The organism is Lysinibacillus antri (assembly GCF_003977595.1).
GTDB classification, from domain to species: Bacteria; Bacillota; Bacilli; order Bacillales_A; family Planococcaceae; genus Ureibacillus; species Ureibacillus antri.
The window spans coordinates 115591-141338 of record NZ_RYYR01000003.1 but is presented as its reverse complement, the minus strand read 5'-3'; the positions used below and the strand labels follow the sequence as shown (position 1 = coordinate 141338).

23 protein-coding genes are annotated in these 25748 nt (G+C 37.0%); 22 read left to right on the top strand and 1 reads right to left on the bottom strand.

All coding sequences use genetic code 11. From position 1 onward, the window contains the following. Position 1 precedes the first annotated feature (1 nt). The 22 genes from EK386_RS03445 (at position 2) to EK386_RS03340 (ending at position 23878) form a co-directional block, all read left to right on the top strand. Complete coding sequence (locus EK386_RS03445; protein ID WP_126657630.1) at positions 2–307, top strand: hypothetical protein; 306 nt, start codon at positions 2–4, stop codon at positions 305–307. A gap of 155 nt (positions 308–462) precedes the next feature. Then, positions 463–714: a BMC domain-containing protein gene (locus tag EK386_RS03440; RefSeq protein ID WP_126657703.1), complete on the top strand. Its 252-nt coding sequence runs from the start codon at positions 463–465 to the stop codon at positions 712–714. 19 nt (positions 715–733) lie between these two features. Next, positions 734–1336, top strand: a complete 603-nt coding sequence (gene pduL, locus EK386_RS03435) for a phosphate propanoyltransferase (RefSeq protein ID WP_126657629.1) — start codon at positions 734–736, stop codon at positions 1334–1336. Between the two features lie 5 nt (positions 1337–1341). Further along, a complete protein-coding gene (locus EK386_RS03430; protein WP_126657628.1) occupies positions 1342–1959 on the top strand; it encodes a hypothetical protein in 618 nt (205 codons plus the stop codon). Between the two features lie 65 nt (positions 1960–2024). Continuing rightward, complete coding sequence (locus tag EK386_RS03425; protein WP_126657627.1) at positions 2025–2312, top strand: BMC domain-containing protein; 288 nt, start codon at positions 2025–2027, stop codon at positions 2310–2312. 15 nt (positions 2313–2327) lie between these two features. After that, positions 2328–3098 (top strand): 3-oxoacyl-ACP reductase FabG, encoded by a 771-nt coding sequence (gene fabG / locus EK386_RS03420; protein WP_126657626.1) that lies wholly within the window; start codon positions 2328–2330, stop codon positions 3096–3098. Positions 3099–3610: 512 nt separating this feature from the next. Next, on the top strand, positions 3611–4090 hold the full coding sequence (lspA, locus tag EK386_RS03415) for a signal peptidase II (RefSeq protein ID WP_126657625.1): 480 nt from the start codon (positions 3611–3613) through the stop codon (positions 4088–4090). Next, positions 4087–5007, top strand: a complete 921-nt coding sequence (locus EK386_RS03410; protein ID WP_126657624.1) for an RluA family pseudouridine synthase — start codon at positions 4087–4089, stop codon at positions 5005–5007. Before lspA ends, EK386_RS03410 begins: the two co-directional genes overlap by 4 nt. Before the next feature lie 371 nt (positions 5008–5378). Continuing rightward, positions 5379–5957 (top strand): bifunctional pyr operon transcriptional regulator/uracil phosphoribosyltransferase PyrR, encoded by a 579-nt coding sequence (gene pyrR / locus EK386_RS03405; protein ID WP_255507880.1) that lies wholly within the window; start codon positions 5379–5381, stop codon positions 5955–5957. A 25-nt stretch (positions 5958–5982) separates the two neighbouring features. After that, a complete protein-coding gene (locus EK386_RS03400; RefSeq protein WP_126657622.1) occupies positions 5983–7275 on the top strand; it encodes a uracil-xanthine permease family protein in 1293 nt (430 codons plus the stop codon). A 158-nt stretch (positions 7276–7433) separates the two neighbouring features. Then, positions 7434–8309: an aspartate carbamoyltransferase catalytic subunit gene (locus EK386_RS03395; RefSeq protein ID WP_126657621.1), complete on the top strand. Its 876-nt coding sequence runs from the start codon at positions 7434–7436 to the stop codon at positions 8307–8309. A 2-nt stretch (positions 8310–8311) separates the two neighbouring features. Next, positions 8312–9586: a dihydroorotase gene (gene pyrC / locus EK386_RS03390; protein ID WP_126657620.1), complete on the top strand. Its 1275-nt coding sequence runs from the start codon at positions 8312–8314 to the stop codon at positions 9584–9586. Then, entirely contained in the window at positions 9586–10686 is a 1101-nt protein-coding gene (locus EK386_RS03385) for a carbamoyl phosphate synthase small subunit (protein WP_126657619.1), read from the top strand. Before pyrC ends, EK386_RS03385 begins: the two co-directional genes overlap by 1 nt. After that, positions 10679–13876, top strand: a complete 3198-nt coding sequence (gene carB / locus EK386_RS03380) for a carbamoyl-phosphate synthase large subunit (protein WP_126657618.1) — start codon at positions 10679–10681, stop codon at positions 13874–13876. Before EK386_RS03385 ends, carB begins: the two co-directional genes overlap by 8 nt. Next, positions 13876–14649 carry a dihydroorotate dehydrogenase electron transfer subunit gene (locus EK386_RS03375; RefSeq protein WP_126657617.1) on the top strand — a complete coding sequence of 258 codons (774 nt, stop codon included), beginning with the start codon at positions 13876–13878 and terminating at the stop codon, positions 14647–14649. Before carB ends, EK386_RS03375 begins: the two co-directional genes overlap by 1 nt. Further along, the gene (locus EK386_RS03370; RefSeq protein WP_126657616.1) at positions 14646–15557 is read left to right on the top strand and encodes a dihydroorotate dehydrogenase; all 912 of its coding nucleotides are present in this window, start codon (positions 14646–14648) and stop codon (positions 15555–15557) included. The genes EK386_RS03375 and EK386_RS03370 overlap by 4 nt, the downstream gene beginning before the upstream one ends. Further along, entirely contained in the window at positions 15558–16265 is a 708-nt protein-coding gene (gene pyrF, locus EK386_RS03365) for an orotidine-5'-phosphate decarboxylase (protein WP_126657615.1), read from the top strand. Further along, the gene (gene pyrE, locus EK386_RS03360) at positions 16266–16895 is read left to right on the top strand and encodes an orotate phosphoribosyltransferase (RefSeq protein WP_126657614.1); all 630 of its coding nucleotides are present in this window, start codon (positions 16266–16268) and stop codon (positions 16893–16895) included. A gap of 446 nt (positions 16896–17341) precedes the next feature. After that, a complete protein-coding gene (locus tag EK386_RS03355; protein WP_126657613.1) occupies positions 17342–18238 on the top strand; it encodes a response regulator in 897 nt (298 codons plus the stop codon). Beyond that, positions 18235–19281, top strand: a complete 1047-nt coding sequence (locus tag EK386_RS03350) for a HEAT repeat domain-containing protein (protein WP_126657612.1) — start codon at positions 18235–18237, stop codon at positions 19279–19281. The genes EK386_RS03355 and EK386_RS03350 overlap by 4 nt, the downstream gene beginning before the upstream one ends. After that, positions 19281–20705, top strand: coding sequence for a glycosyltransferase family 2 protein (locus EK386_RS03345; RefSeq protein WP_126657702.1), 1425 nt, complete (start codon positions 19281–19283; stop codon positions 20703–20705). The genes EK386_RS03350 and EK386_RS03345 overlap by 1 nt, the downstream gene beginning before the upstream one ends. Continuing rightward, complete coding sequence (locus EK386_RS03340; protein ID WP_126657611.1) at positions 20702–23878, top strand: hypothetical protein; 3177 nt, start codon at positions 20702–20704, stop codon at positions 23876–23878. The genes EK386_RS03345 and EK386_RS03340 overlap by 4 nt, the downstream gene beginning before the upstream one ends. A gap of 54 nt (positions 23879–23932) precedes the next feature. Here the strand turns inward: EK386_RS03340 and EK386_RS03335 are convergent, their stop codons facing one another. Beyond that, a complete protein-coding gene (locus EK386_RS03335) occupies positions 23933–25618 on the bottom strand; it encodes a methyl-accepting chemotaxis protein (protein WP_126657610.1) in 1686 nt (561 codons plus the stop codon). Positions 25619–25748 lie beyond the last annotated feature (130 nt).

Below are 25748 nucleotides of genomic sequence, written 5' to 3'. Positions count from 1 at the left end.
AATGGATCAACAATTAATTGCTAAAATTACAGAGCTTGTCATTTCTAAATTAACAGCAGAAATGAATGGGAATCAAAATATAAACGGTAGTAGCTTGTCAGAGAGGGAATTACAAGATTGGCAAGCGAATAATTTATTGGGAAATGGTGAGGCAAGCCAATTCTCATCAAATAAAACATATAATTTACAGTCTCTTTCACAAGAAGAGTTGAATGATTGGCAATCGTTAAATGTTTATCATTTTTCCTCGGATCAAACGAAGGAATTTCAACAAAGTACGTTAATAAAATTTAGAAAATTCAATTAACGAGAAGAGCTCGTGATAAATAACGGGATTGAAGTAGAGATGCATTCACCTGTTGGAGAAAATATTAATTCCACAATAGTTACAAGAGTAGTAGAAAAATGGAATGCTTAGAGGAGGAATTTTAAGTGGGTGTTGAAATTAACGGAGCTTTAGGAATGATTGAAACTCGCGGTTTAATTGGTTCAATTGAGGCGGCAGATGCGATGGTAAAAGCGGCGAATGTAAATATAGTTGGAAAGGTTCATGTAGGAGGAGGAATTGTCACGGTTTTAGTAACAGGGGATGTCGGTGCGGTAAAGGCTGCTACGGAGGCAGGTTCAGAAGCAGCAAGACGAGTAGGAGAGTTGCTTTCTGTCCACGTCATTCCTCGTCCCCATTCGGAATTACTGGCGATTCTACCAAAATAATTGTTGAAAGGAAGTTTAGGTGAACATTTGTCATTACGATGATGGGAACACGGAAATTCCAATTGCAGTATCTGCGCGCCATTGTCATCTAAGCGAAAAAGACTTTCATCGTTTATTTGGAGAAGGTTGCAAACTAGAAAAATGGAAGGATTTATCGCAACCTGGCCAATATGCAACACATCAGTTGATTACGATTAAGGGACTAAATGGGAAAATTGAAAACGTTCGGGTACTAGGCCCATTTCGTAATGAGACACAAATAGAAATCAGTCAAACAGATTCGATTAAGCTAGGGGTATCACCACCGATTCGATTATCGGGAGAATTAGAAGATTCGGCGCCAATTACATTAATCGGTCCTACTGGTGTCTTGCATAAACGACAAGGGCTAATCATTGCACAAGCCCATATCCATATGTCTTTTGAAGATGCACACCGTTTTCAAGTGAGTGATGGCGATGTTGTTGGAGTAGAAGTGGTTACATGCCGACCTATCCATTTTCTCAATGTAGTCGTACGTGTTTCGGAGAACTTTGTGCTTGAAATGCATATTGATACGGATGAAGCAAATGCAGCTTCTGTTGCCTCGAACATAAAGGGCAAACTTTTAAAATTGGTGTGATGAAGATGGACTATGCACAGTTAGAAAAAATGATTTCCCAAACCGTTAAGAAAGTAGTAGCAAACTATGTGTTCCATGAAACAAAGTTATTAGTCATTCATCCCAACTCTTTAACATCTAGAAATAAAATAGAACGATTACGAAAGTCATTTCATATTCATGAATGGCAAGGTGAACCGATAGATGAATTACTAGATTGCTATGACTTCATCGTGTTTTTAGAAGTCGACCAATCATTTATTGTGAACAGTGCACAAGGAATTATTCATACATCGGAAACTAAATTACTCTCACAATTTATCATTAGGGATGTGGCAACGGTGCTCGTTCCTAATGATGAGTTTTTAACTTATGTAATTCGAAGTACGTCCAATCGTCCTTATATATCTATGCTTCGAGGATATGTAGAAAATTTACGACAATATGGCTGCACTATTTGTGAATTTTCAAATGTGAAAAATCTCACTCACCGTAACCCTTCAATAAATGAAAAGGAATTAATTACGGAATCGACCATAAAAGAGTACAAAAATTCTATTTTAACTATCTCTGAAAATACTATTATTACACCACTTGCCCTAGATACCGCAAAACAAAAAGGGATTACGATTAAGCATGAATGAACAAAAACTTATTAAAATCCAGATGCAATTATGCCAAAATGGGGTAATTGATTGGGGTGCTATGAATGACACAAGCAATTGGAATGATTGAAACAAAAGGGTTGGCAATCTCCATTGTTGTTGCAGATAGTATGTTAAAAGCGGCAGATGTAAAGATCGTCAGGCAAGAAACGATTGATTTGGCTTTGGTAACGATCGCGATTGAAGGAGATTTAGAAGCAGTGCATGAAGCCATTCATGTTGGTCTTAAAATAGCAAAACAATTTAATAAATTCATTTCATACAATATTGTTCCGCGTCCTGATGACCCTGTTGTGAAGTTAGTTCGAGAAATTTCGAAAAAACCAACTTAATAAGGAGGGTGCTTGATGAAAGTAGATTTAACGGGAAAAGTTGTCATTGTAACAGGTGGTAGTAAAGGAATTGGAAAAGGAATTGCTACCGTATTTGCAAAACAAGGAGCACATGTGGTAATTGCTGCAAGAGGACTTGAATCCGCGCAACATGTTGCAGAAGCGTTAGAAAAACAAGGTTATTCTGCTTCGGCTATTTCTGTTGATGTCGAAAGCTACGATTCTGTTGAACAAATGGCAAAAAATGTGGCGCTTGAATACGGGGCAATCGATATTCTTTGCTCGAATGCGGGTATTTTCCCATCAGCAAAATTAGAGGATATGACAATAGCGGATTGGGACCATGTTATGAACACGAATACAAGAGGGACAATGTTTTCAGTAAAAGCATGTCTTCCTTATTTGAAAAAAGCAGAAAACGGACGAATTATTATTACGTCTTCTATTACTGGACCTATTACCGGATATGCTGGTTGGACACATTATGGGGCAAGTAAAGCTGCACAACTCGGTTTTATGAAGACGGCAGCGTTAGAATTAGCGCCATACAATATTACGATTAACGCAGTAATGCCTGGTAATATCGCGACAGAAGGATTAGAAGGGTTAGGGGAAGACTACTTAAAGAAAATGGCAAGTGCAATTCCTTTTAAAAGACTAGGAAAAGTTGAGGATATTGGTTATGCAGCTTTATTTTTAAGTAGCAAAGAAGCAGGGTTTATTACTGGGCAAACCATTGTAGTCGATGGCGGTCAAACTTTACCGGAAGATGCAGAAGCATTTTAACAAAGGTTAGTATGATTGAAACAACGAATTGTACTAGCCATTATATATGTAAATGAAGGTACGAATTGAATAGAATTTATTTTGTTAATCGATCATTTATTGGATATGCCCAATTAAAGTGGTCGATTTTTTATTTTTAGGCAATTTTAAAATATTGAGTGGTGGATAATACTTTAGAATTGCAAATAATTATTCTAATAAAGTATTTCTTGGTGAGCGGACTAAGCACACAAGCCGCAAAGCCATGTTGTACATGTCTTTACGACTTGTCTTAGTGCTTTGTGTAAGGTCCGCTCACATAAAATAATATCTACTAAGCGTTCCGTATTCATTTCGCAGCTTACAGTGGTAGGCTGCGTTATTCAAAGTTGGGTATGCTACTGTATCTTTAGCAAAGGATCTTATTTAACCAATTTTTATACATAGATTGGGACAAAACGATGAGTTCTCTTTTTCAATACAGCACTTCATATGTTAGAATGGGAAAGATTATAGACAAACGGGGGAATACTGTGTATAAGTATTATGGATTAGCAGCAATAGTTGTGCTATTAGATCAATGGACAAAATGGTTAATCGTTAAAAATATGGAACTTGGTGAGCGCAGTATCCTTTGGGATCCGTGGTTTGCAATCCTTTCGCATAGAAACCGTGGAGCTGCATGGGGAATGTTGCAGGGGCAGATGTGGATTTTCACAATCGTCACAATCGTTGTAATCGCTGGTATTATTTATTACTTTCACAAAGAAGCAAAAGGAAAGCCGTTATTTAGTATTAGTTTGATGATACTATTAGGTGGTGCTTTAGGGAATTTTATCGACCGAATTTTCCGTGGGGAAGTAGTAGATTTTGCCGATGTATTAATACCAATTATTAATTATGAATTTCCGATCTTCAATATTGCAGATGCAGCACTAACAATATCTGTTGTTATGTTAATTATTGTAATTTTGAAAGAAGAACGAGAAGAAAAGAAAAAGGTGAAACAATGACAGTTGTTACAATTACAATCGTAGCAGATAATGCGGGCGATCGTATCGATAAAGCATTATCCACAATAAATGAAGAATGGTCACGCTCTCAAATTGCAAGTTGGATTGCTGATGGGATTGTTAAAGTTAATGGAGAAGATGTAAAAGCGAAGTATAAGGTAAAAGAAGGGGACGTCATTGACATTGATGTTCCAGAACCACAAGTGTTAGAAGTCATTCCAGAAGAGTTGAATCTGGACATTATTTATGAAGATTCCGATGTATTAGTTGTCAATAAACCTAAAGGAATGGTTGTCCATCCTGCACCTGGCCATATGACAGGGACTCTAGTGAATGGTTTAATGCATCATTGTAAAGATTTATCAGGAATTAACGGTGTGTTAAGACCTGGTATTGTGCACCGTATTGATAAAGACACTTCCGGGTTATTAATGGTCGCAAAAAATGATCACGCCCACCATGCTTTAGTAGATCAATTAGTAAATAAAACGGTAACGCGAAAATATACTGCTTTGGTACATGGTCATATTGCGCATGATAAAGGAACAATCGATGCGCCAATAGGTCGAGATACAAAAGACCGCCAAAAGCAAGCTATTGTTGATAATGGTAAACATGCCGTAACGCATTTTCATGTGAAAGAACGTATCGGAAACTTTACTCTTGTTGAATGCCGTCTTGAGACAGGACGCACCCATCAAATTCGTGTGCATATGAATTATATTGGATTCCCATTAGTAGGTGACCCAAAATACGGACCGAAGAAAACAATTGATTTTGGTGGACAAGTTCTACATGCCGGTGTCCTTGGCTTTATTCATCCAACTTCAAAGGAATATTTAGAATTTGAAGTGCCACTACCTGACGATTTTGTGGCATTAGTAGAACAACTACGTGAAGAATTTAAACTTTCTTAAATTTTTTTAAAAACTTTGTTGACGCATGACAAGATTAGGACTATACTGACAACAGTAAATGAATTGATCTCACGAGATGGGACAACATTTCTTTAGAAGTTAAATTAAATAATTCACCTTTAATGGCAGTCCAGAGAGGCTGAGAAGGTATATGATGAAATGTGATGAAGTAACGAAATATTCTTTTGTGAACGTAGATCGTCTTGTACGATTTTTGTCGAATCACAGAAGGTATTGTCTAACTCAATGGGGTGGACTATGACTTCATAACAGACTCTTTCAACATGTATATCCCAACCTCTTAAGCTGGTGCTTAGGAGGTTTTTTATTGTTACTTAAAGACGGTAACACTCTCATTCGACTGTTAAGAAGTGGAACGAAACAATAGGGAGGAGGAACACAAAATGTCTCAAATAACAGAATTATTAGATGGACCGGCATTGAACCGAGCTCTAACAAGAATTGCCCATGAAATTATCGAACGTAATAAAGGAATTGACGAATGTATTTTAGTAGGAATTAAAACGCGTGGTGCTTTTTTAGCTAAAAGATTAGCAGAAAAGATTGAAAAAATTGAAGGGAAGCCAATTCGTACTGGAGAACTTGACATTACATTATATCGCGATGATTTATCCAGTAAAAATGAAAGTGGCGAAGCATTAGTTCAACAAGTTGATATTGATTATGTCGTGAAAGATCAAAAAATTGTACTTGTCGATGATGTGTTATACACAGGTAGAACGGTAAGAGCTGGATTGGATGCAGTAATGGATTTAGGTAGACCTTCTCAAATACAACTTGCAGTACTAGTTGACAGAGGTCATAGAGAATTGCCAATTCGAGCAGATTATGTAGGGAAAAATATCCCAACATCTGGTTCGGAAAAGATTGTCGTAAAATTATCTGAAGTAGACGGAGAAGATAACGTAACACTTCATAAATCAGAATGATCATAGATTGAGAGGGAACCCCATCATGTCAAAAGCAGTGTTAGACATCAATGACAAACCATCAGCTGGACAATTGATTACATTAAGTTTTCAGCATATGTTCGCGATGTTTGGGTCAACAATTTTAGTACCACAACTAGTCGGATTAAGTCCATCCATCGCATTATTAACAAGTGGTATTGCAACAATCGTTTTTTTACTAATTACTCAATTTAAAGTGCCAGCTTATTTAGGGTCATCCTTTGCCTTTATCGCACCCATTTTATTAGCAGCAGGTGGGCTAAATGAAAATGGACAAAGTGTAAACCCAGGGAACGCCATGATTGGAGCGATGGCGGTTGGGCTTGTGTACGGCATTGTTTCCCTACTCATATGGAAAACAGGCTATAAATGGTTAATGAGCTTATTACCACCAATCGTAGTTGCACCAGTCATTATGGTAATCGGATTAGGATTATCAGGAACAGCAGTAAATATGGCAATGAATGTAAATGGTGAATATAGTTTTCTACATTTTACCGCTGCATTAGTTACACTGTTCGCAGCAATTATCTTTAATGTTTACTTTAAAAACGTATTAAGCACAATGCCAATTCTTTTAGGCTTAATCGTTGGATACATATACTCAGCAATTGTAGGAATTGTAGACTTCTCACCAGTAAAAGAAGCTGCTTGGTTTGCTTCACCAGAGTTTTTAATACCAGGTGTGCATTACGAATTCAAAGTAACATCGGCCATTTTACTAGCAATGGTTCCAATTGTCATTGTAACGATTTCAGAACATATCGGACACCAATTAGTTTTAGGGAAAGTAGTAAACCGTAACTACATTAAAGATCCAGGTTTACATCGGTCATTATTAGGTGATGGATTAGGAACATTAGTAAGTGCGTTCATTGGTGGACCGCCAAAAACTACATATGGCGAAAACATTGGTGTACTAGCAATAACAAGAGTTTTCTCAGTGTATGTCATTTTAGGTGCTGCAGTACTAGCAATTCTCTTCTCTTTCTTTGGAAAAGCAATGGCTTTAGTTCAAACAATTCCAACTGCTGTGCTAGGTGGTATTTCAATTCTATTATTCGGGATTATCGCATCAAGTGGATTAAGAATGCTAGTTGAAAGCAAAATCGATTTTGGTAACAACCGTAACATGGTAATCTCATCCGTTATTTTAGTCGTAGGAATCGGTGGAGCAGCTTTAAGATTCAATGAGACATTTTCAATCGAAGGAATGGCTTTAGCTGCCATCGTAGGGGTAGTACTAAACCTAGTCTTACCTGGTAGAGATAAAGAAGTAAAAGATTTAGATGAATAACAAGATTCAATGACCTTTTAATAATTGTCCAGAGAGGCAAAAAAGGGGAAATATGACAAATGTACGTGAAATCGTGCATTGTACTGTCATACCCTCCTACGCCTCGTGAATTCACGAGGCGTTTTTTCTTACAAACCGATGTTTAGGAGGAAGAGGCAATGAGAAACTTACTTTCAATGGAACATTTAACAAACGATGAAATCATGTTAATTCTTGAACGGGCTGCAGGATTTGAGGCAGGTGAAATCAGTAATCTACCACGTTCTTACAATGTAGCAAACTTATTTTTTGAGCCAAGTACACGGACAAAAACAAGTTTCGAAATGGCAGAAAGAAAAATAGGATGTACAGTTATCCCGTTTGATGCAGGTTTTTCAAGTGCATTAAAAGGCGAGACAATGTACGACACAGTAAAAACATTAGAAATGATTGGGATGGATGCTGTCGTAATTCGTGCAAAAGAAGATGAATACTATAATGAATTACTCGAAGGAATTAATGTGGCAGTGATTAATGCAGGTGACGGTGCTGGACAACATCCTTCACAAAGCCTGTTAGATCTATACACAATTTACAAAGAATTCGGATCATTTGAAGGGTTAAATGTAACGATTGTAGGGGACATTTCGCACAGTCGTGTTGCTAAATCTAATGCAACATCGTTAAAAAAACTAGGTGTAAATGTTCGATTCCTCTGTCCTCCTGAATGGGCTGGAAATTTTGAAGCACACCATTCATGGGATGAGCTATTAGAAGATAGTGATGTAGTTATGTTACTAAGAATCCAACATGAACGTCATGTAATCAATAAAAGCTTTTCAAAAGAAAGCTATCATGAACAATACGGACTAACATTTGAACGGGAGGCAAGGATGAAAGAAGGAGCCATTATTATGCATCCAGCTCCAGTTAATCGAGATGTAGAGATAGTATCAGAATTAGTAGAATGTGAGCGTTCGAGGATATTTGATCAAGTACGAAATGGCGTTTTTGTTCGAATGGCGATACTTGAAACGATTTTGAAGGAGAGATAAACATGGCGAAATATATACACAATATTAAAATACTTAACGAAAATAGTGAGCTGATTGATTCTTCAGTGACAATTGCAGACGGAAAGATCGTCGCAATTGGTCAATCACAACCGGACGTGGCGGAAGTGATTGATGGAAAAGGCAACTTACTTGCTCCAGGATTTGTTGATTTACATGTCCATTTACGTGAACCAGGTTTTGAACATAAAGAAACGATTGAAACGGGTTCTCGTTCGGCAGCTAAAGGTGGTTTTACAACAATTTGTGCAATGCCAAATACAAAGCCAGTGCCAGATTCAGCTGAAAATATGAAATTAATTCAAGGGTTAATTGAAGAGAGTGCAGTGGTGCGCGTGTTACCTTATGGGTCATTAACCGTTGCAGAAGCTGGAGAAGAACGGACAAATATCGAAGAATTAAAAGAATTGGGTGCAGTTGCATTTTCTGATGATGGGGTAGGAATTCAACTAGCCTCTACAATGTATGAGCAAATGCAGGCGGCCGCAAAAATTGACGCAGTAGTCGTTGCACATTGTGAAGATAACTCACTCATTTACGATGGTGTGATGCATGAAGGAATACGCAATAAAGAACTAGGATTACCCGGTATCCCATCTATTTGTGAATCAGTTCAAATTGCACGAGATGTATTATTAGCAGAGGCAGCGGGTGCGCGGTATCATGTATGTCACGTATCAACAAAAGAATCCGTTCGCGCAGTAAGAGATGCAAAAGCGGCAGGAATTCGCGTTACTGCGGAGGTTTGTCCACACCACTTATTACTAGAAGAAATGGATATTCCAAGTGATGATGCAAATTGGAAAATGAACCCACCTTTACGAGCAAGTGACGACAAAGATTCATTGCATCAAGCATTACTTGATGGAACGATTGATTGTATCGCAACAGATCATGCACCTCACACAGTAGAAGAAAAATGTTGTGGCATGGTTGGAGCACCCTTTGGAATTGTTGGATTTGAAACAGCATTCCCACTTTTATATACACAATTCGTAGAAACAGGTAAATGGACATTAAAACAATTGATTGATTGGATGACTGTAAAGCCTGCTCAAATTTTCGACTTACCATACGGAACGATGGAAGTTGGTGCTTCAGCGGATTTAATCTTAATTGATTTAAATAAAGAGCAAACAATTCAAGCTGAAGAATTTGTAACAAAAGGACGTAATACACCGTTTAATGGCTGGGCTGCAAAAGGTTGGCCAGTAATGACAATTTTTGAAGGCAATATCGTCTATGAGGAGGCACAATAATGAAAAAAAGACAATTAATTTTAGAAGATGGCACAGTATTTAACGGGATTGCATTTGGTAGTGAACGCGAATCGCAAGGTGAAGTCGTATTTACAACAGGGATGACAGGTTATCAAGAAACATTATCAGATCCATCATTTTATGGACAAATCGTTACTTTCACATACCCACTAATCGGAAACTACGGAATTAACCGTGATGACTTTGAATCAATTACACCTGCAATTCGTGGAGTAGTTTGTCGTGAGCTTGCAAAAGAACCATCAAATTTCCGTTCAGATCTTTCATTAAATGATTATTTAGTAGCACAAGATATACCTGGTATCGAAGGCATTGATACACGAAAATTAACAAGAATTATCCGTTCAAAAGGTGCGGTAAAAGCGATTTTAACTGCAGCAGATGAAGAAGTAAACGTAGAGGAAGTCGTTACGAAATTAATCGAAACACCGCTTATTACAAATCACGTAAGAGAAGTTTCACCAAAAGCGGCATATCCAAGTCCAGGACGTGGAAAGCGTGTCGTATTAATTGATTTCGGAATGAAACATGGTATTTTACGAGAACTAAATAAACGTGACTGTGATGTATTAGTTGTTCCTTACAACACATCAGCAGAGCAAATTTTAGCATGGCATCCAGATGGCATTATGCTTTCAAATGGCCCTGGGAACCCAGCAGACGTAACGGAAGGAATTGAAACAATTCGTAATCTAATTGGAAAAGTTCCAATTTTCGGTATTTGCTTAGGACACCAATTATTTGCATTAGCATGTGGTGCAACAAGCTTTAAACTACCATTTGGACATCGTGGAGGAAACCACCCCGTAAAAGATTTACGTACTGGTCGCACGGAATTAACTTCGCAAAACCATGGTTATGCAGTTGATGGAGATTCCTTAGAAGGAACAGATTTAGAAATCACTCATATTGCATTAAATGACGGTACTGTTGAAGGTTTACGTCATACAAAATATCCAGTATTCACCGTACAATATCACCCAGAAGCTTCACCAGGACCAGAAGATTCAAATCACTTGTTTGATGAATTCATTGAATTAATGGAAAAAGAAGCAGCAAAGGAGAAACAACATGCCTAAACGTACAGATATAGAAACTATTTTAGTAATCGGATCCGGTCCAATTGTTATTGGCCAAGCAGCAGAATTTGACTATGCAGGAACACAAGCTTGTTTATCTTTAAAAGAGGAAGGCTACCGAGTAATCTTAATTAACTCAAACCCTGCAACAATTATGACAGATACAGAAATTGCAGATAAAGTTTACATCGAGCCAATTTCTTTAGAATTTGTTTCTCGTATTTTACGAAAAGAACGTCCAGATGCCATCCTTCCAACATTAGGTGGTCAAACTGGTTTAAATATGGCAATTGAATTACAAGAATCAGGAATTTTAGATGAATTAAATATCGAAATTTTAGGAACAAAATTAGATGCAATTCATAAAGCGGAAGACCGTGATTTATTCCGTAACTTAATGTATGAACTAGGAGCTCCAGTACCTGAATCAGATATTATCCATTCGATTACAGAAGCTAAAGCATTTGTTGAAAGAATCGGATATCCAGTAATCGTGCGTCCTGCCTTCACACTAGGTGGAACGGGTGGCGGTATTTGTAACAACGAGCAAGAACTAGAAGAAATCGTCGCAAGTGGATTAAAATATAGCCCTGTAACACAATGTTTACTTGAAAAATCAATTGCGGGTTACAAAGAGATTGAATATGAAGTAATGCGTGACTCGATTGATAATGCAATCGTAGTTTGTAACATGGAAAACTTTGACCCAGTAGGTATTCATACAGGGGACTCAATCGTAGTAGCACCATCACAAACGTTATCAGACCGTGAATATCAAATGTTACGTAACATTTCATTAGATATTATTCGTGCACTAAAAATTGAAGGTGGATGTAACGTGCAATTAGCGCTTGATCCACATAGCTTCAATTATTATGTCATCGAAGTAAACCCACGTGTATCACGTTCGTCAGCACTTGCTTCGAAAGCAACGGGTTATCCAATTGCAAAATTAGCAGCAAAAATCGCGGTAGGTTTGACATTAGATGAAATTAAAAACCCAGTAACTGGTTCTACGTATGCAGACTTTGAGCCAGCACTTGACTATGTAGTAGCTAAAATTCCACGTTGGCCATTTGACAAGTTCGAATCGGCAAAACGTAACCTTGGAACACAAATGAAAGCAACAGGGGAAGTAATGGCTCTAGGACGCACATTTGAAGAAGCGATTCTTAAAGCAGTTCGCTCCCTTGAAACAGGTCAAATCCATATCGAATTAAAACATGCAGACGACAACTCAGACAATTGGATTGAAAAACGTATTAAAAAAGCGGGAGATGAACGTTTATTCTTTATCGCTGAAGCATTACGTCGTGGTGTAACAATCGAACAAATCCATGAATGGTCTGAAATCGATCTTTGGTTCTTAAATAAATTACAAAACATCATTAACATGGAAACAACTTTAGCGGATAACGTAAATGATGTAGATGTATTACGCCAAGCAAAACGTATGGGCTTCGCTGATAAAAAGATTGCTGAGCTTTGGAATAAAGCGGAAAAAGAAATTTACGAATATCGTAAAGAGCAAGGAATCGTTCCTGTTTATAAAATGGTTGATACATGTGCAGCTGAATTTGAATCAACAACACCATACTTCTACGGTACGTATGAAGATGAAAATGAATCAATCGTCTCTGACAAGCCTTCTGTGGTGGTATTAGGTTCAGGGCCAATTCGTATCGGTCAAGGGGTAGAGTTCGATTACGCAACAGTACACTCTGTATGGGCGATTCAAGAAGCTGGTTATGAAGCAATTATTATTAACTCAAATCCAGAAACTGTATCAACAGACTTCTCGATTTCAGATAAGCTTTACTTTGAGCCATTAACAATTGAAGATGTAATGCACATTATCGACTTAGAAAAACCGATTGGTGTGGTTGTACAGTTCGGTGGACAAACGGCGATTAACTTAGCAGACAAATTAGCAGCAAACGGTGTGAAAATTTTAGGTACAAGTTTGGAAGATATCGACCGTGCAGAAAACCGTGATAAATTCGAACAAGCTTTACATCAAATCGACATTCCACAACCAGCTGGTGAAACGGCAGTATCAACAGAAGAAGCACTAGCAATCGGTAAAAAATTAGGATTCCCAGTACTTGTTCGTCCTTCTTACGTACTTGGTGGACGCGCAATGGAAATCGTTTATAACGAACAAGAATTAGAACATTATATGGAAAATGCAGTGGAAGCTTCTCCAGATCACCCAGTACTAGTAGACCGTTACTTAACAGGTCAAGAAATTGAAGTAGATGCAATTTGCGATGGTGAAAATGTGTTAATTCCAGGGATTATGGAACACGTTGAACGTGCAGGTGTTCACTCTGGTGACTCGATCTCTGTCTACCCACCACAAAAATTAACGGATGAGCAAAAAGCAACTTTAGTGGATTACACAACACGTTTAGCAAAAGGTCTAAACATTGTTGGATTAATGAACATCCAATATGTACTGTCACAAGGGCAAATTTACGTTATTGAAGTAAACCCACGTTCAAGTCGTACAGTACCGTTCTTAAGTAAAATTACAAATATTCCAATGGCAAACATTGCGACAAAAGCGATTCTTGGTCAATCTATTGTCGAACAAGGTTATCCAACTGGACTTGCAAAAGAACAAAAAGGTGTATTTGTAAAAGTACCAGTATTCAGTTTTGCAAAATTACGCCGAGTAGACATTACATTAGGACCTGAAATGAAATCAACAGGTGAAGTAATGGGGAAAGATGCAACATTCGAAAAAGCTTTATACAAAGGCTTTGTTGCAGCAGGAATGGAAATTAAAACACACGGAACTGTACTGTTCACGGTTTCAGATAAAGATAAAGAAGAGGCAATTAGTTTAGCGAAACGTTTTAATACAGTAGGATACCGCATTATGGCAACAGAAGGTACTGCGAAAAGCTTTGCTGAAGCAGGTATTCAAGCTGATGTTGTAGGGAAAATCGGATCAAAAGAAAAGACATTAATTGATGTAATCCAAAACGGAGAAGCACAACTGGTAATCAACACATTAACAAAAGGTAAACAACCTGCTCGTGATGGATTCCGTATCCGTCGTGAATCTGTAGAAAATGGTGTGCCATGTATGACATCTCTTGATACAGCAGAAGCAATGTTAGAAGTCATTGAATCGATGACATTTAATGCAGAAGAAATGCCAAAAGCGGAGGTATTTCACTAATGATTCAACAAGAACGAATGACCGTCGTTCGTCAAAGTGAAATTGCTCATCATATTTTCGAATTAACACTTCAAGGCCAAATTGTTCAGGAAATGACTCCTGGACAATTTGTCCATATCCGTGTATCAGATTCATTCGAGCCACTTCTTAGACGACCAATCAGTATTGCGAATATCGACAAAGAGTCTGGTGAAGTTACAGTGATTTACCGTGCGGAAGGAAGAGGTACAACTATTTTGTCCGGCAAACAAGTAGGGGATGAAGTAGATGTGCTTGGGCCATTAGGAAATGGTTTCCCAGTGGATGCTACTCCTGAAGGCGGTACTGCACTTTTAGTAGGTGGGGGCATTGGGGTACCACCTTTATATGAATTATCAAAACAACTAAATGCCCGCGGAGTCCGTACGATTCATGTGTTTGGTTTTGCTACAGAAAATGTAACATTTTATGAAGATCAATTTTCGACATTAGGTGATACACATTTTGTAACCGTGGATGGAACAAAAGGAACGAAAGGGTTTGTAACAGACTTATTAGAAGAAATGCAGCCGGAGTTTGATGTGTTCTACTCCTGTGGACCGCTGCCAATGTTACGTGCTTTAGAACATTTCTATCCGAATAAGCCTGGATTCTTATCCTTTGAAGAACGAATGGGTTGTGGAATTGGTGCATGTTTTGCTTGTATTTGCAAAACAACAGAAGACAACGAAAAAGATTATGTAAAAGTTTGTTCGGATGGACCAGTATTCCCGAAAGGAGTGGTTCAACTATGAGCAAATTAAGTATCCAATTACCAGGTCTTGATTTAAAAAACCCAATTATGCCTGCATCTGGTTGTTTCGGTTTTGGTCGTGAATATGCACAACTGTACGATTTATCAAAACTAGGTGCCATTATGATTAAGGCAACGACGGTTGAAAAGCGCTTAGGAAACCCAACACCTCGCGTAGCAGAAACACCTGCAGGGATGTTAAACGCAATTGGATTACAAAACCCTGGTTTAGATAAAGTAATGGGTGAAGAACTTCCTTATTTAGAGCGTTTTGATGTGCCGATTATTGCCAATGTCGCAGGTACATTAACAGAAGATTACGTGGAAGTTGCTCGTCGTATTTCCACTGCGCCAAATGTGAAGGCATTGGAATTAAATATTTCATGTCCAAACGTTAAACATGGTGGGATTACATTCGGTACCGATCCAGTCATAGCTCGAGAATTAGTTGAAGCGGTTAAAGCTGTTTCTAAAGTTCCTGTCTATGTGAAACTTTCACCTAATGTTACAAACATTGTTGAAATTGCTCAAGCCGTAGAAATTGGTGGCGCTGACGGTATTACGATGATTAATACATTAGTTGGAATGCGCTTAGATGAACGAACGGGTAAACCTGTTATCGCTAATGGAACGGGTGGTTTATCAGGTCCTGCAGTAAAACCTGTAGCGATTCGTATGGTGTATGAAGTATACAAAGCAGTAGAAATCCCAATTATCGGAATGGGCGGCGTAACGAACGCACAGGATGTTATTGACTTTATGTCAGCAGGGGCATCCGCGGTTGCAGTAGGAACAGCAAACTTTGTTGATCCTTTTGTATGTCCAAACATTATTGAAGAATTACCAGGGAAATTAAAAGAATTAGGTGTCACTCATATTAAAGAGATTATTGGAAGGAGCCACCGATAAATGAACAGAAAACCAATCATTGCACTAGATTTTCCTAGTGAAATCGAAGTATTCAATTTTTTAAACAAATTTAGCGAACCACTATTCGTTAAAATTGGCATGGAGCTTTATATGCAGGAAGGTCCAGATATCGTGCGCAAAATAAAGGAGCAAGGTCACGACATTTTCTTAGATTTAAAACTTCATGACATTCCGAATACTGTCAAATCTGCAATGAAAGGGTTAGCTCGACTAGGCGTAGATTTAGTCAATGTTCATGCAGTAGGTGGTATTAACATGATGGCTGGTGCTCTTGAAGGATTAGAAGCAGGAACACCAGCTGGAAATGAGAGACCAGCATTAATCGCAGTCACACAGCTCACTTCAACAACAGAAGAACAGATGCAAAAGGAACAAAAAATTAATTTATCTTTAATGGAATCCGTCCTGCATTATGCAACGCTTACGAAGCAAGCAGGATTGGATGGTGTCGTCTGTTCTGTTCATGAAGCAGGAGCAATTAGTGAAGCTTGTGGTGAAGATTTCTTGCGTGTAACACCTGGGATTCGTTTAGCGGGTGGGGAAGTCCATGATCAAAAACGTATCGCCACACCGGATGGAGCACGTAAAGATGGTTCGTCATTAATTGTTGTAGGTCGCGCAATCACAAACGCGCAAGACCCTGTTTCAGCGTATCAAATCGTCAGCGAATTATGGGAGGGCAAGTAGATGTCATTACAAAAATCAATTGCACAAGGCATGTTACAAGTTGGAGCTGTGGAATTAAACCCAACGAATTTATTTACGTGGGCTTCAGGAATTAAATCACCCATTTACTGTGACACACGTTTAACAATTTCAGATCCTGTTGTTCGTAAACAAATTGCTAACGGTCTTGCACAAAATATTAAAGAATTTTTCCCAGATACTGAAGTCGTAGCAGGTACTGCCACAGCAGGTATTCCACATGCTGCATGGGTATCGGATGTTTTACAATTGCCAATGGTTTACGTTCGTTCAAAAGCAAAAGAACATGGACGAGGCAATCAGATTGAAGGGAAAATTCAACAAGGTCAAAAAGTAGTGGTTGTAGAAGATATCGTGTCAACAGGTGGTTCTTCGATCACAGCAGTAGAAGCATTGCGTGCAGCAGGTTGTGAAGTAGTCGGCGTTGTCTGCGTGTATACATACAACTTACCAAGAGCGGAACAAGCATTTGAAGACGCTGGCGTTAAATATGTAAGCCTAACAAACTTCGATTATTTAATTGAAGCAGCAACAGAATCCGGAGCAATCAATGAACAGGATATTCCGTTCCTAAAAGAGTGGCATGCAAAATTGAAAGCGGGAGAATTATAAATCCTCGAGCATAACTATTTTCGGTGATAATTATTTTATCTTAAAGGAAAGCTGTGGCGAAAGCTTGCGACAGCCACACCGCAGACCTTAAGGCGGGGAGATTATAATTCCTAAAGGAGAATATTTGCGGTGAATTTCACTGTATTTTTAAGAAGAGCTGCGACGAAAGCTTGCGACAGTCGCACTGAGCAATCCGTAATAATAAACGAATAATCGGTTAGATTAATAATGGAGAGTCTTAGTTTTTACTAAGATTCTTTTTTTGTAATTTCTATTTAAAAAAACTAGTAAAATAAATTAATTACATATATAATCTACAAGTATTTTAATTACATTTAGTAGGGATTAGTGAAATAAGTGGAAATGATTCAATATTCAACATAGATTCTTTTCTTTATTTAATACTAATACTTAATAAATAGTACTATCTAAAGGAGGGGAGACAGTTGACGAATATATCGTATAAAGATCAGCTATTAGGTGTGGATGAAGTTGCACCATTTTTTCATCTATTAAAAGAAAATATTGCTCGTTCTCGTTTAGCAATGACCGTCGTTTTTTTGAAGAATTTTCCTGTTAGTGATAGTGAAAATAATGATTTGTATTTAGAAATTGAACAACATGCACAACATTATTTCATTTCAAAAATCCGTGAAACTGACCTACTTTTTAAATTGAATGAACCGAATCAATGGGGAATTATTTTAATGCAAAGTGGAGAAAGGGATGCAACGGCTTTTTTAGATCGGATCTTTCATGAGAAAAATGGCAATGATCCCTCCTTTGTTACTAATTACCAATACGCATTCTGTGCAATGGTTGCAGAAATAAAAACAAATCAAGTTAATTTTTATGAATTATTAGATGATACAAATGAAGTATTTCATGAAAAGCTATCGCCTTGGGAAGTAAAGATAAACACGAAATATAATATTCCACAACGACAAAATCTAAAAGTAAGTATCATTGAAAATAACGAAATTTTTAGAGGTATTTTGAAATCAACCATTCAAAAAATTCAAACAAAGCATTTTACGTTGGACATACAAGATTTTGTAGATGGATATGACTTTATAGAATCAGGATGGCATTTGTCAAGTCACCCTCATATCGTTATTATGAATGATATTTTACCAAGGAAAAATGGTTTGGAAGTATTGGATACATTAAGAAGCTTACCTAATCAAAAGAAATTTATCATTTATATGATGACAAGGCGAAATTCCCAAACGGATATTATTAGTGCCTATGAAAGTGGTGTAGATGAATACTTAATAAAACCCTTTGATTTACGACTATTTAAGGCCCAATTACTTCGAACATTAGAGAGATTACAACAATGATTAGCATAACAGTTGAAATTTTATTGTGGATCATAATGGTATTATTATTAGTCTGTTTCGTCTGCATCGTTTATATCATGATGCAACGAGGAAGAGTAGATCAACAAAATAAACGAGCAAAACGTTATTTAGAAAAAACAAAAACATTATGGGAAAGTTACTTGTTGGAAGATGGTTTCTTTAGTGTCGTATTAATTCCTAGAGGTAAAAGTGAGATTGTGGCGGTAGAATCGTTATTTTTATCGTATATTCATAATATGTATAACGAAGAAGTGGAAGAGAAAGTTAGGGAGTTTTCAAAAAAATATTTACTCAAACATTATGAAAAGGAACTAAAAGATAAAAATTGGGGTAAAAGGATGAATGCGCTCTATAAAATTATTGATTTTCATCTTGTAGAGCTGGTGCCAATTTATGAAAGTCTAAATCGAGAAATGAAAACGAAAGAGGAACAGTTTGTACTTTTAAAAATATATTCAGTATTTGATAAAGAAAAGTTTTTTACTATCATATTTTCTAATAAATATACTTTTTCAGAGATTGAATATAAACAAATTTTCTCGTTGTTAGATGAAGACATTCTTTTACAGCTAATTGAACAAATTGAAGAACTACATCTAAATGCGCAATATGCTTTAATTGATACGGTTTCGTTTAAAGGAAATATTGAAATTATTAAAATGCTAGAAAACTTATTAACAAGTAGCGATTCAGAAATCCGTATTCGATCTTTAAAGGGAATTGATAAAATGGGATTAGTAAAAAATTTCGAATTGTATATTCCTTTTGTTACCTCTCCTTTATGGGAGGAGAGGTTAATGGTTGCAAAAGTTTTCCTCCATGTACCATTAAAATTTACCTACGCCTATTTAATGGATTTGTTAGAAGATACGAATTGGCGAGTTCAAACACAGGCGGCCAATACGATTTCAGAATTTCCAGATGGCGTACAAGTGTTAAATGAATTTATTTTAACTTCAGTAAAGGAAGATGCTGTAAAAATTGCTGAAGAAATGTTAACGAAAAGGTTCAATTTACAATGATGAAGAATTTTATTGATATTTTTATGTGGTTTTTCGGTGGAACAATAATCATATATATGATTATTGTTACGGTAATTTATGGACTTATGTATTTATTTGCACTTTTAAAGGTTCGAAAAGAGTATAGGCTAGATAAAACAATTTTTGACGAAACACATATCGATTCGTTTTACTCAAAACCTACCTCAATTATTGTACCTGCTTATAATGAGGAAGTTGGTGTAATCGATAGCGTCCGCTCTTTGTTAAGCCTTCGATATCCTGAATTTGAAATTATTATTGTGAACGACGGATCAACCGATCGTACGCAGGAAGTCATCATCGAACAATTTAAGATGAAGCCCATTCATAAAAAGATTCACGAAGAATTGAAAACACGGAAGGTCATCCAAGTATATCAATCCGAAATACATCCGCATTGTATACTTATTGAAAAAGAAAACGGAGGTAAGGCTGATGCTTTAAATGTTGGCATTAATTATTCTAAATTTCCTTACTTTTGTTCGATTGATGGGGATTCTATTTTAGAAGAATCCTCTCTCTTACGTGTTATGAAACCAATTATATTATCTGATGAAGAAGTGATAGCTGTCGGTGGGAATGTGCGTATTGCCAATGGGATTCATATGCAATTAGGTACTGTATTTGATATGAAACTGTCTAAAAATTATTTAGTGCTTATGCAGGTAATTGAATATTTACGTGCCTTTTTAATGGGTCGTATTGCACTAAGCCAATTTAATCTAGTGTTAATTATTTCGGGTGCCTTTAGTGTATTTTCTAAAAGGTGGGTGATCGAGGCAGGGGGATATGCTACTGGAACAATTGGGGAGGACATGGAGCTCATTGTAAAGCTGCATCGACTCATTTTAGAGCGTAAAGCAAAGAAAAGAATTGAATTTGTCCCAGATCCTGTTTGCTGGACAGAAGCTCCTCAAACAATGTCTGTATTACGAAGACAACGAAGAAGATGGCATCAAGGATTGTTAGAAAGCTTATGGAAGCATAAAAAGATGACATTAAACCCTACGTATGGAGGAATTGGATTCATTGCATTCCCATACTTTTGGGTGATTGAATGTTTAGGACCTGTGATTGAACTAAGTGGCTATGTTTACCTAGTTATAGCCTTTTTCTTAGGTAGTATTTATTATGAAATGGCTCTTTTACTATTATTACTATTTGTCATCAATGGAGTTATTTTTTCCATTAGTGCTGTAATATTCGAAGCTTGGGGTTTAAAACGCTATCCTAAAAATTCGGATACTTTACGAATGGTCCTTTTATCGTTTACGGAAATATTTTGGTATCGTCCCATTACACTTTTTTGGCGCTGCGAAGGAATTTTGAATTTTTTACGGAAAAAAAGTGAATGGGGAAAAATGGAACGTGTCGGTCTATCTACTAAGGAGCAAGAAAAATGAAACGTATTTATATAGCAGTAGTCGTCCTATTATCAATCGCCGTATTCCCGATTATTTTATGGTTTGTTGCGCCTAAACAACCATTAAGCATAGCTATAATAGATAAAACAGTACCGGATGAATCTTATAGAGAGCATCAAGGGCTTATTTGGGCACTTAACCATTTAAAATATAGAAAATCCAATACTGAAGAATACAATGTAACAGATTACTATGGAACGAATCCAATAAGTAAAGAAGTTGAATCTATTCCACTACCAGAAGATTATTCTAAATTTGATGTGATCTACTTAGCTGATACTTATGGCGTTTTTAAAGATGACATGAAGGACGATTCTTCAGACCGAATGGGTGCACATTCCGAAAAGATTGTTGGCGGCTTAGAAATTAACGAGTGGAATCAACTAATGGATCGACTCATGAGTGAAAAAGAAAGTTTGTTTATAGCAGAGTATAATTCCTTTGCTTCTCCAACATCCCAAGAAGTTCGGAATGCCATGTTGGAGTATTTAGAGCTCGATTGGAATGGATGGGTCGGTCGTTATTTTAATGAGCTTAGTTATAAAAAAAATAAAGAAATTCCCCAATGGATTGTGGATCAGTTCCAAGAAAGTTGGAAGTATGAAGGTGGGGGATTTGTCCTTGTCAATGATTTTACTAACGAGGTTGTTGTGTTGGAATTAGATAAACATGTTAGTGATGCCGGGATACGTCTAGACTACACAAAAGAAGGACAGGTCCTATTTGGTAAATCGCCAAATGCCAATTATGAATATTGGTTTGATATCGTAACAGCCAATAACGATGAGAACGTATTAGCGAACTACCAATGGAACTTGACGAAAGACGGTGAAAAACTACTTACTGAAAAGGGCATTCCACTTTCATTCGCTGCTGTTACGCAGAATCATCGTAAAAATGCGAAAACGTATTATTTTGCCGGTGACTACAATGATGTAAGTAGAGTACCGAAGTTTTACCAAGCAAAGGGTCTAGGTGAGTTTTATAAAATTGCTCAAATGTTTTCAGATGATGCCTTTTATTGGTCGGCTTACCTACCGATGATGAAATCGATTTTACAAGATTTTGAAACGCCTAAAGTTAAAGAGGAAGAGAAAAGTGAGTCAAATCTTGGCTATAATGCCCGTGTGAATGGAGAAAAATTTGAAATCTTGCAGGACGGGAAGTGGGAATCCATCACCTTTAAAGGGGTTAATATGGGGATGGGGAAACCGGGTTATTTCCCAGGAGAAGCAGCCATTACTGAAAATGAATATTATCGATGGTTTGAGCAAATCGGGGAAATGAATGCCAATACAATCCGTGTTTATACGTTACATCCACCTGGCTTTTATAAGGCTTTAGCAAGATATAATAAAAATGCTAAAAACCCACTATATGTTTTACACGGGGTATGGATTGAAGAAGAAGGTTTAGAGGAAACGTTAGATGCCTATGATCCTGAGACATTAAAAAAATTCCGTGAAGAAATGAAAATTATTGTGGACGTAATACATGGAAATAAACTTGTAGAACCAAAAGTAGGCCATGCTTCTGGGTTATATGATGTAGACGTCTCTCAATATATCATTGGATGGGTAATTGGAATTGAGTGGTATCCTTTCATGGTGCAAAATACGAATGAAATCCATAAAGACATCGGTCAATATAAAGGGGAATATTTTGAAACAAAGAATGCCTCACCTTTTGAATACTGGCTCGCAGAACAAATGGATTTCTTAACGCAATATGAACAGGAGAATTACGAATGGATACGACCGATGAGCTTTACCAATTGGGTAACAACGGACTTATTAGATCATCCGTCAGAGCCGAGTGAAGAAGAAGATTTAGTCGGTGTCAATCCGAATGTGATCTATACAAAAGGATTAGCGGAACAGACAGGGCAATTTGCATCCTACCATGTGTACCCATACTATCCGGATTTCTTAAATTATGATGAAACGTATTTGAATTATGTTGATCATCGAGGAGAGAAAAATAGTTATGCTGGATATTTAGCGGATTTACGGGCCGCGCATCAGATGCCGGTACTCATTGCCGAATTTGGTATACCAGGATCTCGTGGGCTAACCCATGATAATCCATTTGGTTGGACACAAGGATTTGTTACGGAACAACAGCAGGGAGAGTTTTTAACCCACCTGTTTGAAGATATTATAGAAGAAGATTACTTGGGTGGTCTTGTTTTCACTTGGCAAGATGAGTGGTTTAAACGAACATGGAATACAATGGACTATGATAATCCAGAGCGACGTCCTTATTGGTCAAATGCTCAAACTAATGAACAGCAATTTGGATTATTAAGCTTCGACCAACATAAAGTACAAGTCGATGGGGATTTAGCGGAGTGGGAAGGCACTGAAATATATAAAGAGCGTGAAGACTTGGATATCGTGATCGATCATGATGAACGCTATTTATACATTCAGTTAAAAGGAGAGCTATTGAAAAAAAGCTCACCACGCATATTACTGGATGTTGTACCGAATCAGGGAAAAACCTCTTCTTCTAAAATTCCAGAAGTGACTTTCGCTAATGGTGTTGAATTTATCGTGGAATTAAATAAAGAGGATAACTCGCGCATTGTCATTGATCCATACTATGACTTACATCACTATTTATATGGTCATCAATTACGATTAATAGAAACAGAAACTGTACAAGAGAAAAAAGAATCGAATGTCTTCCAACCAATTTTATATGCATTAAATAAAAAATTAACGTTGCCTGAAACTGGGGAAGTTCTTCCATTTAAAAGCTATGAGACAGGGAAGTTAATAAAAGGAAATGGCAACCCAGAATCAGATCAATACAACTCATTAGCTGATTATGCTTGGACGGAAGATGGTGTAATCGAATTAAGAATTCCTTGGTTATTAATCCAATCAAAAGATCCAAGTCGTAAAGAATTTATGGGAGATCTTTATTCAGATGGTATCGAGGCATCTAAATTTGTAGAGAATATTTCGTTAGGTTTCCTATTTGTAAATTCGAATGGGAAAATCGAAAATGCATTGCCAACGATTGAAAATGGGGTCATGCAAAAGTTCGATACGTATACATGGGAAAATTGGGAGTTGCCTGTGAATACAGAAAGATTAAAAACATCCTACGATATTATGCGAAAAACCTTTAGTCAATACGAATAGTATAAGTAATGAAAAAACCAAGAATGCTCATGGCTGAACATTCTTGGTTTTATATTACACTTTAAACTGTTTAATCAATTGTTGTAAACCAACCGATTTATCTGCCAATTCAACGGCTACATTATTTACGCCTACCATCGTTGCGGTTTGTTCCTCAACTGCAGCTGCAATGGTTTGTGTATGATCAGATGCTAGGACTGCGCTATTTGATATTTCTTGTACAGAGGCTGATACTTCTTCTGCACTTGCTGAAATTTGCTGGGAAGCGGCAGAAATGTCCTCAATTTGTTCATTCATAATGTGTATTGCACGTTGAATCGAGCTAAAGGCTTCTCCTGATAAATTGATGATCTCCACTCCTTCACTGACAGAATGGAGTGAATTACTCACTGCTTTTTCTACGTTTTCCGTATCTGCTTTTATAACATTTGTTAATTCTACAATCTTAGTTGCGGATACTTTAGACTCTTCTGCAAGTTTACGAACTTCATCAGCTACCACTGCAAAACCTTTACCGTGTTCACCAGCTCTTGCTGCTTCAATGGCCGCATTTAGTGCTAATAAATTTGTTTGATCTGTAATATTTGTTATGACTTGTGTAATATGCCCGATTTCTTCTGATTGCTTGCTTAATTTTTGTACTAGGTCATTTACGAGTGTTGTGGAGTCTTTAATATGATGCATTTGGTTTTTTGCCCGATCTACTGTACTGCTACCTTGTTTTGCTGTTTCGGCTGTGTCTAATGCATTTTGATTTAGCACTTGTGTTGATTCTGCAATTTTTTGTACACCTGTTGCTGTTTCGTCCATAGCGCGTGCACTTTCATTTGCTGAAGCAGCTGAAGTTTGAGCGATTTCCGCCGTTTCGCTCACACGACTTGCCATATCTTCAGATGTAGCAGTCATTTCTTCTGTACTAGCGGAAAGTTCTTCTGCTGCAATTGTTAAATGTTCTGTACTTTCTTGGACATTTTTTAGTAGCGTTTGTAAGTTGCCCTTCATTTTATTAAAGGCAGTTGAAAGTTGGCCAATTTCATCCTGCGATTTAATACGAAGTGGTTCTTGTGTTAAATCTCCGTCTGCAATAATATTTGCCGCATCCACAACATCAACTAAAGGTTTTGTTATGGTACGTCGAACATATGCAATGATGAAGAGTCCAATTAATATACCTATAATGATTGCAGCAAAAGTAATCGTTCTTGTGAGTGAAACGGAATCTTTTGCGTTATCTGCAACTTGATCCAATTTCTCAACTTGATAGTTTGCTATCTTCTCTGAAAATTCTAAAATACCAATGTTTGCTACTTTTGCTTTTTCCAAAACAATTTCAAGGGCTTTTTCTTTGTTTCCTGCATTTAAGTAGGACCACATTTCTTCCACTGCAGAATTAAAATTATTATTAAAGACGTTGATTTCATCTGCATAGCCCTTTAATTCACCTTCCGTAGCTATAGAAGTTAGTTCTAAAATTTTATCATCTAGGAATTTTTGGTATTTAGACAAGTTTTCTCTTGTTTCAGGAGTATCATCAATCATCACTCCACGAATATATAGACCTTGCATGGCCATGCTAAATTTAATATCATCTGCTAATCTTACTTGTACGACTTGTTCATCCATAGCTTGTTTTACCTGTTTATTAACGTTATTTATTTGCACGAGGATAATACCAAGTGAAATAACTAATACAATAATAATCGTAAAAAAGCCTATGCCTATTTTTTTGCCAATTGACATAAATTCCCTCCTAGTGTACTAAAAAAATTTACTATTTTGTTCTAATAATATCATTACTTTATTCCTATCACTTTAGGTGGTCAATAATCGGAAAGTGAATTGAAAGAAATTTGTCATTTTTCAAGGTATT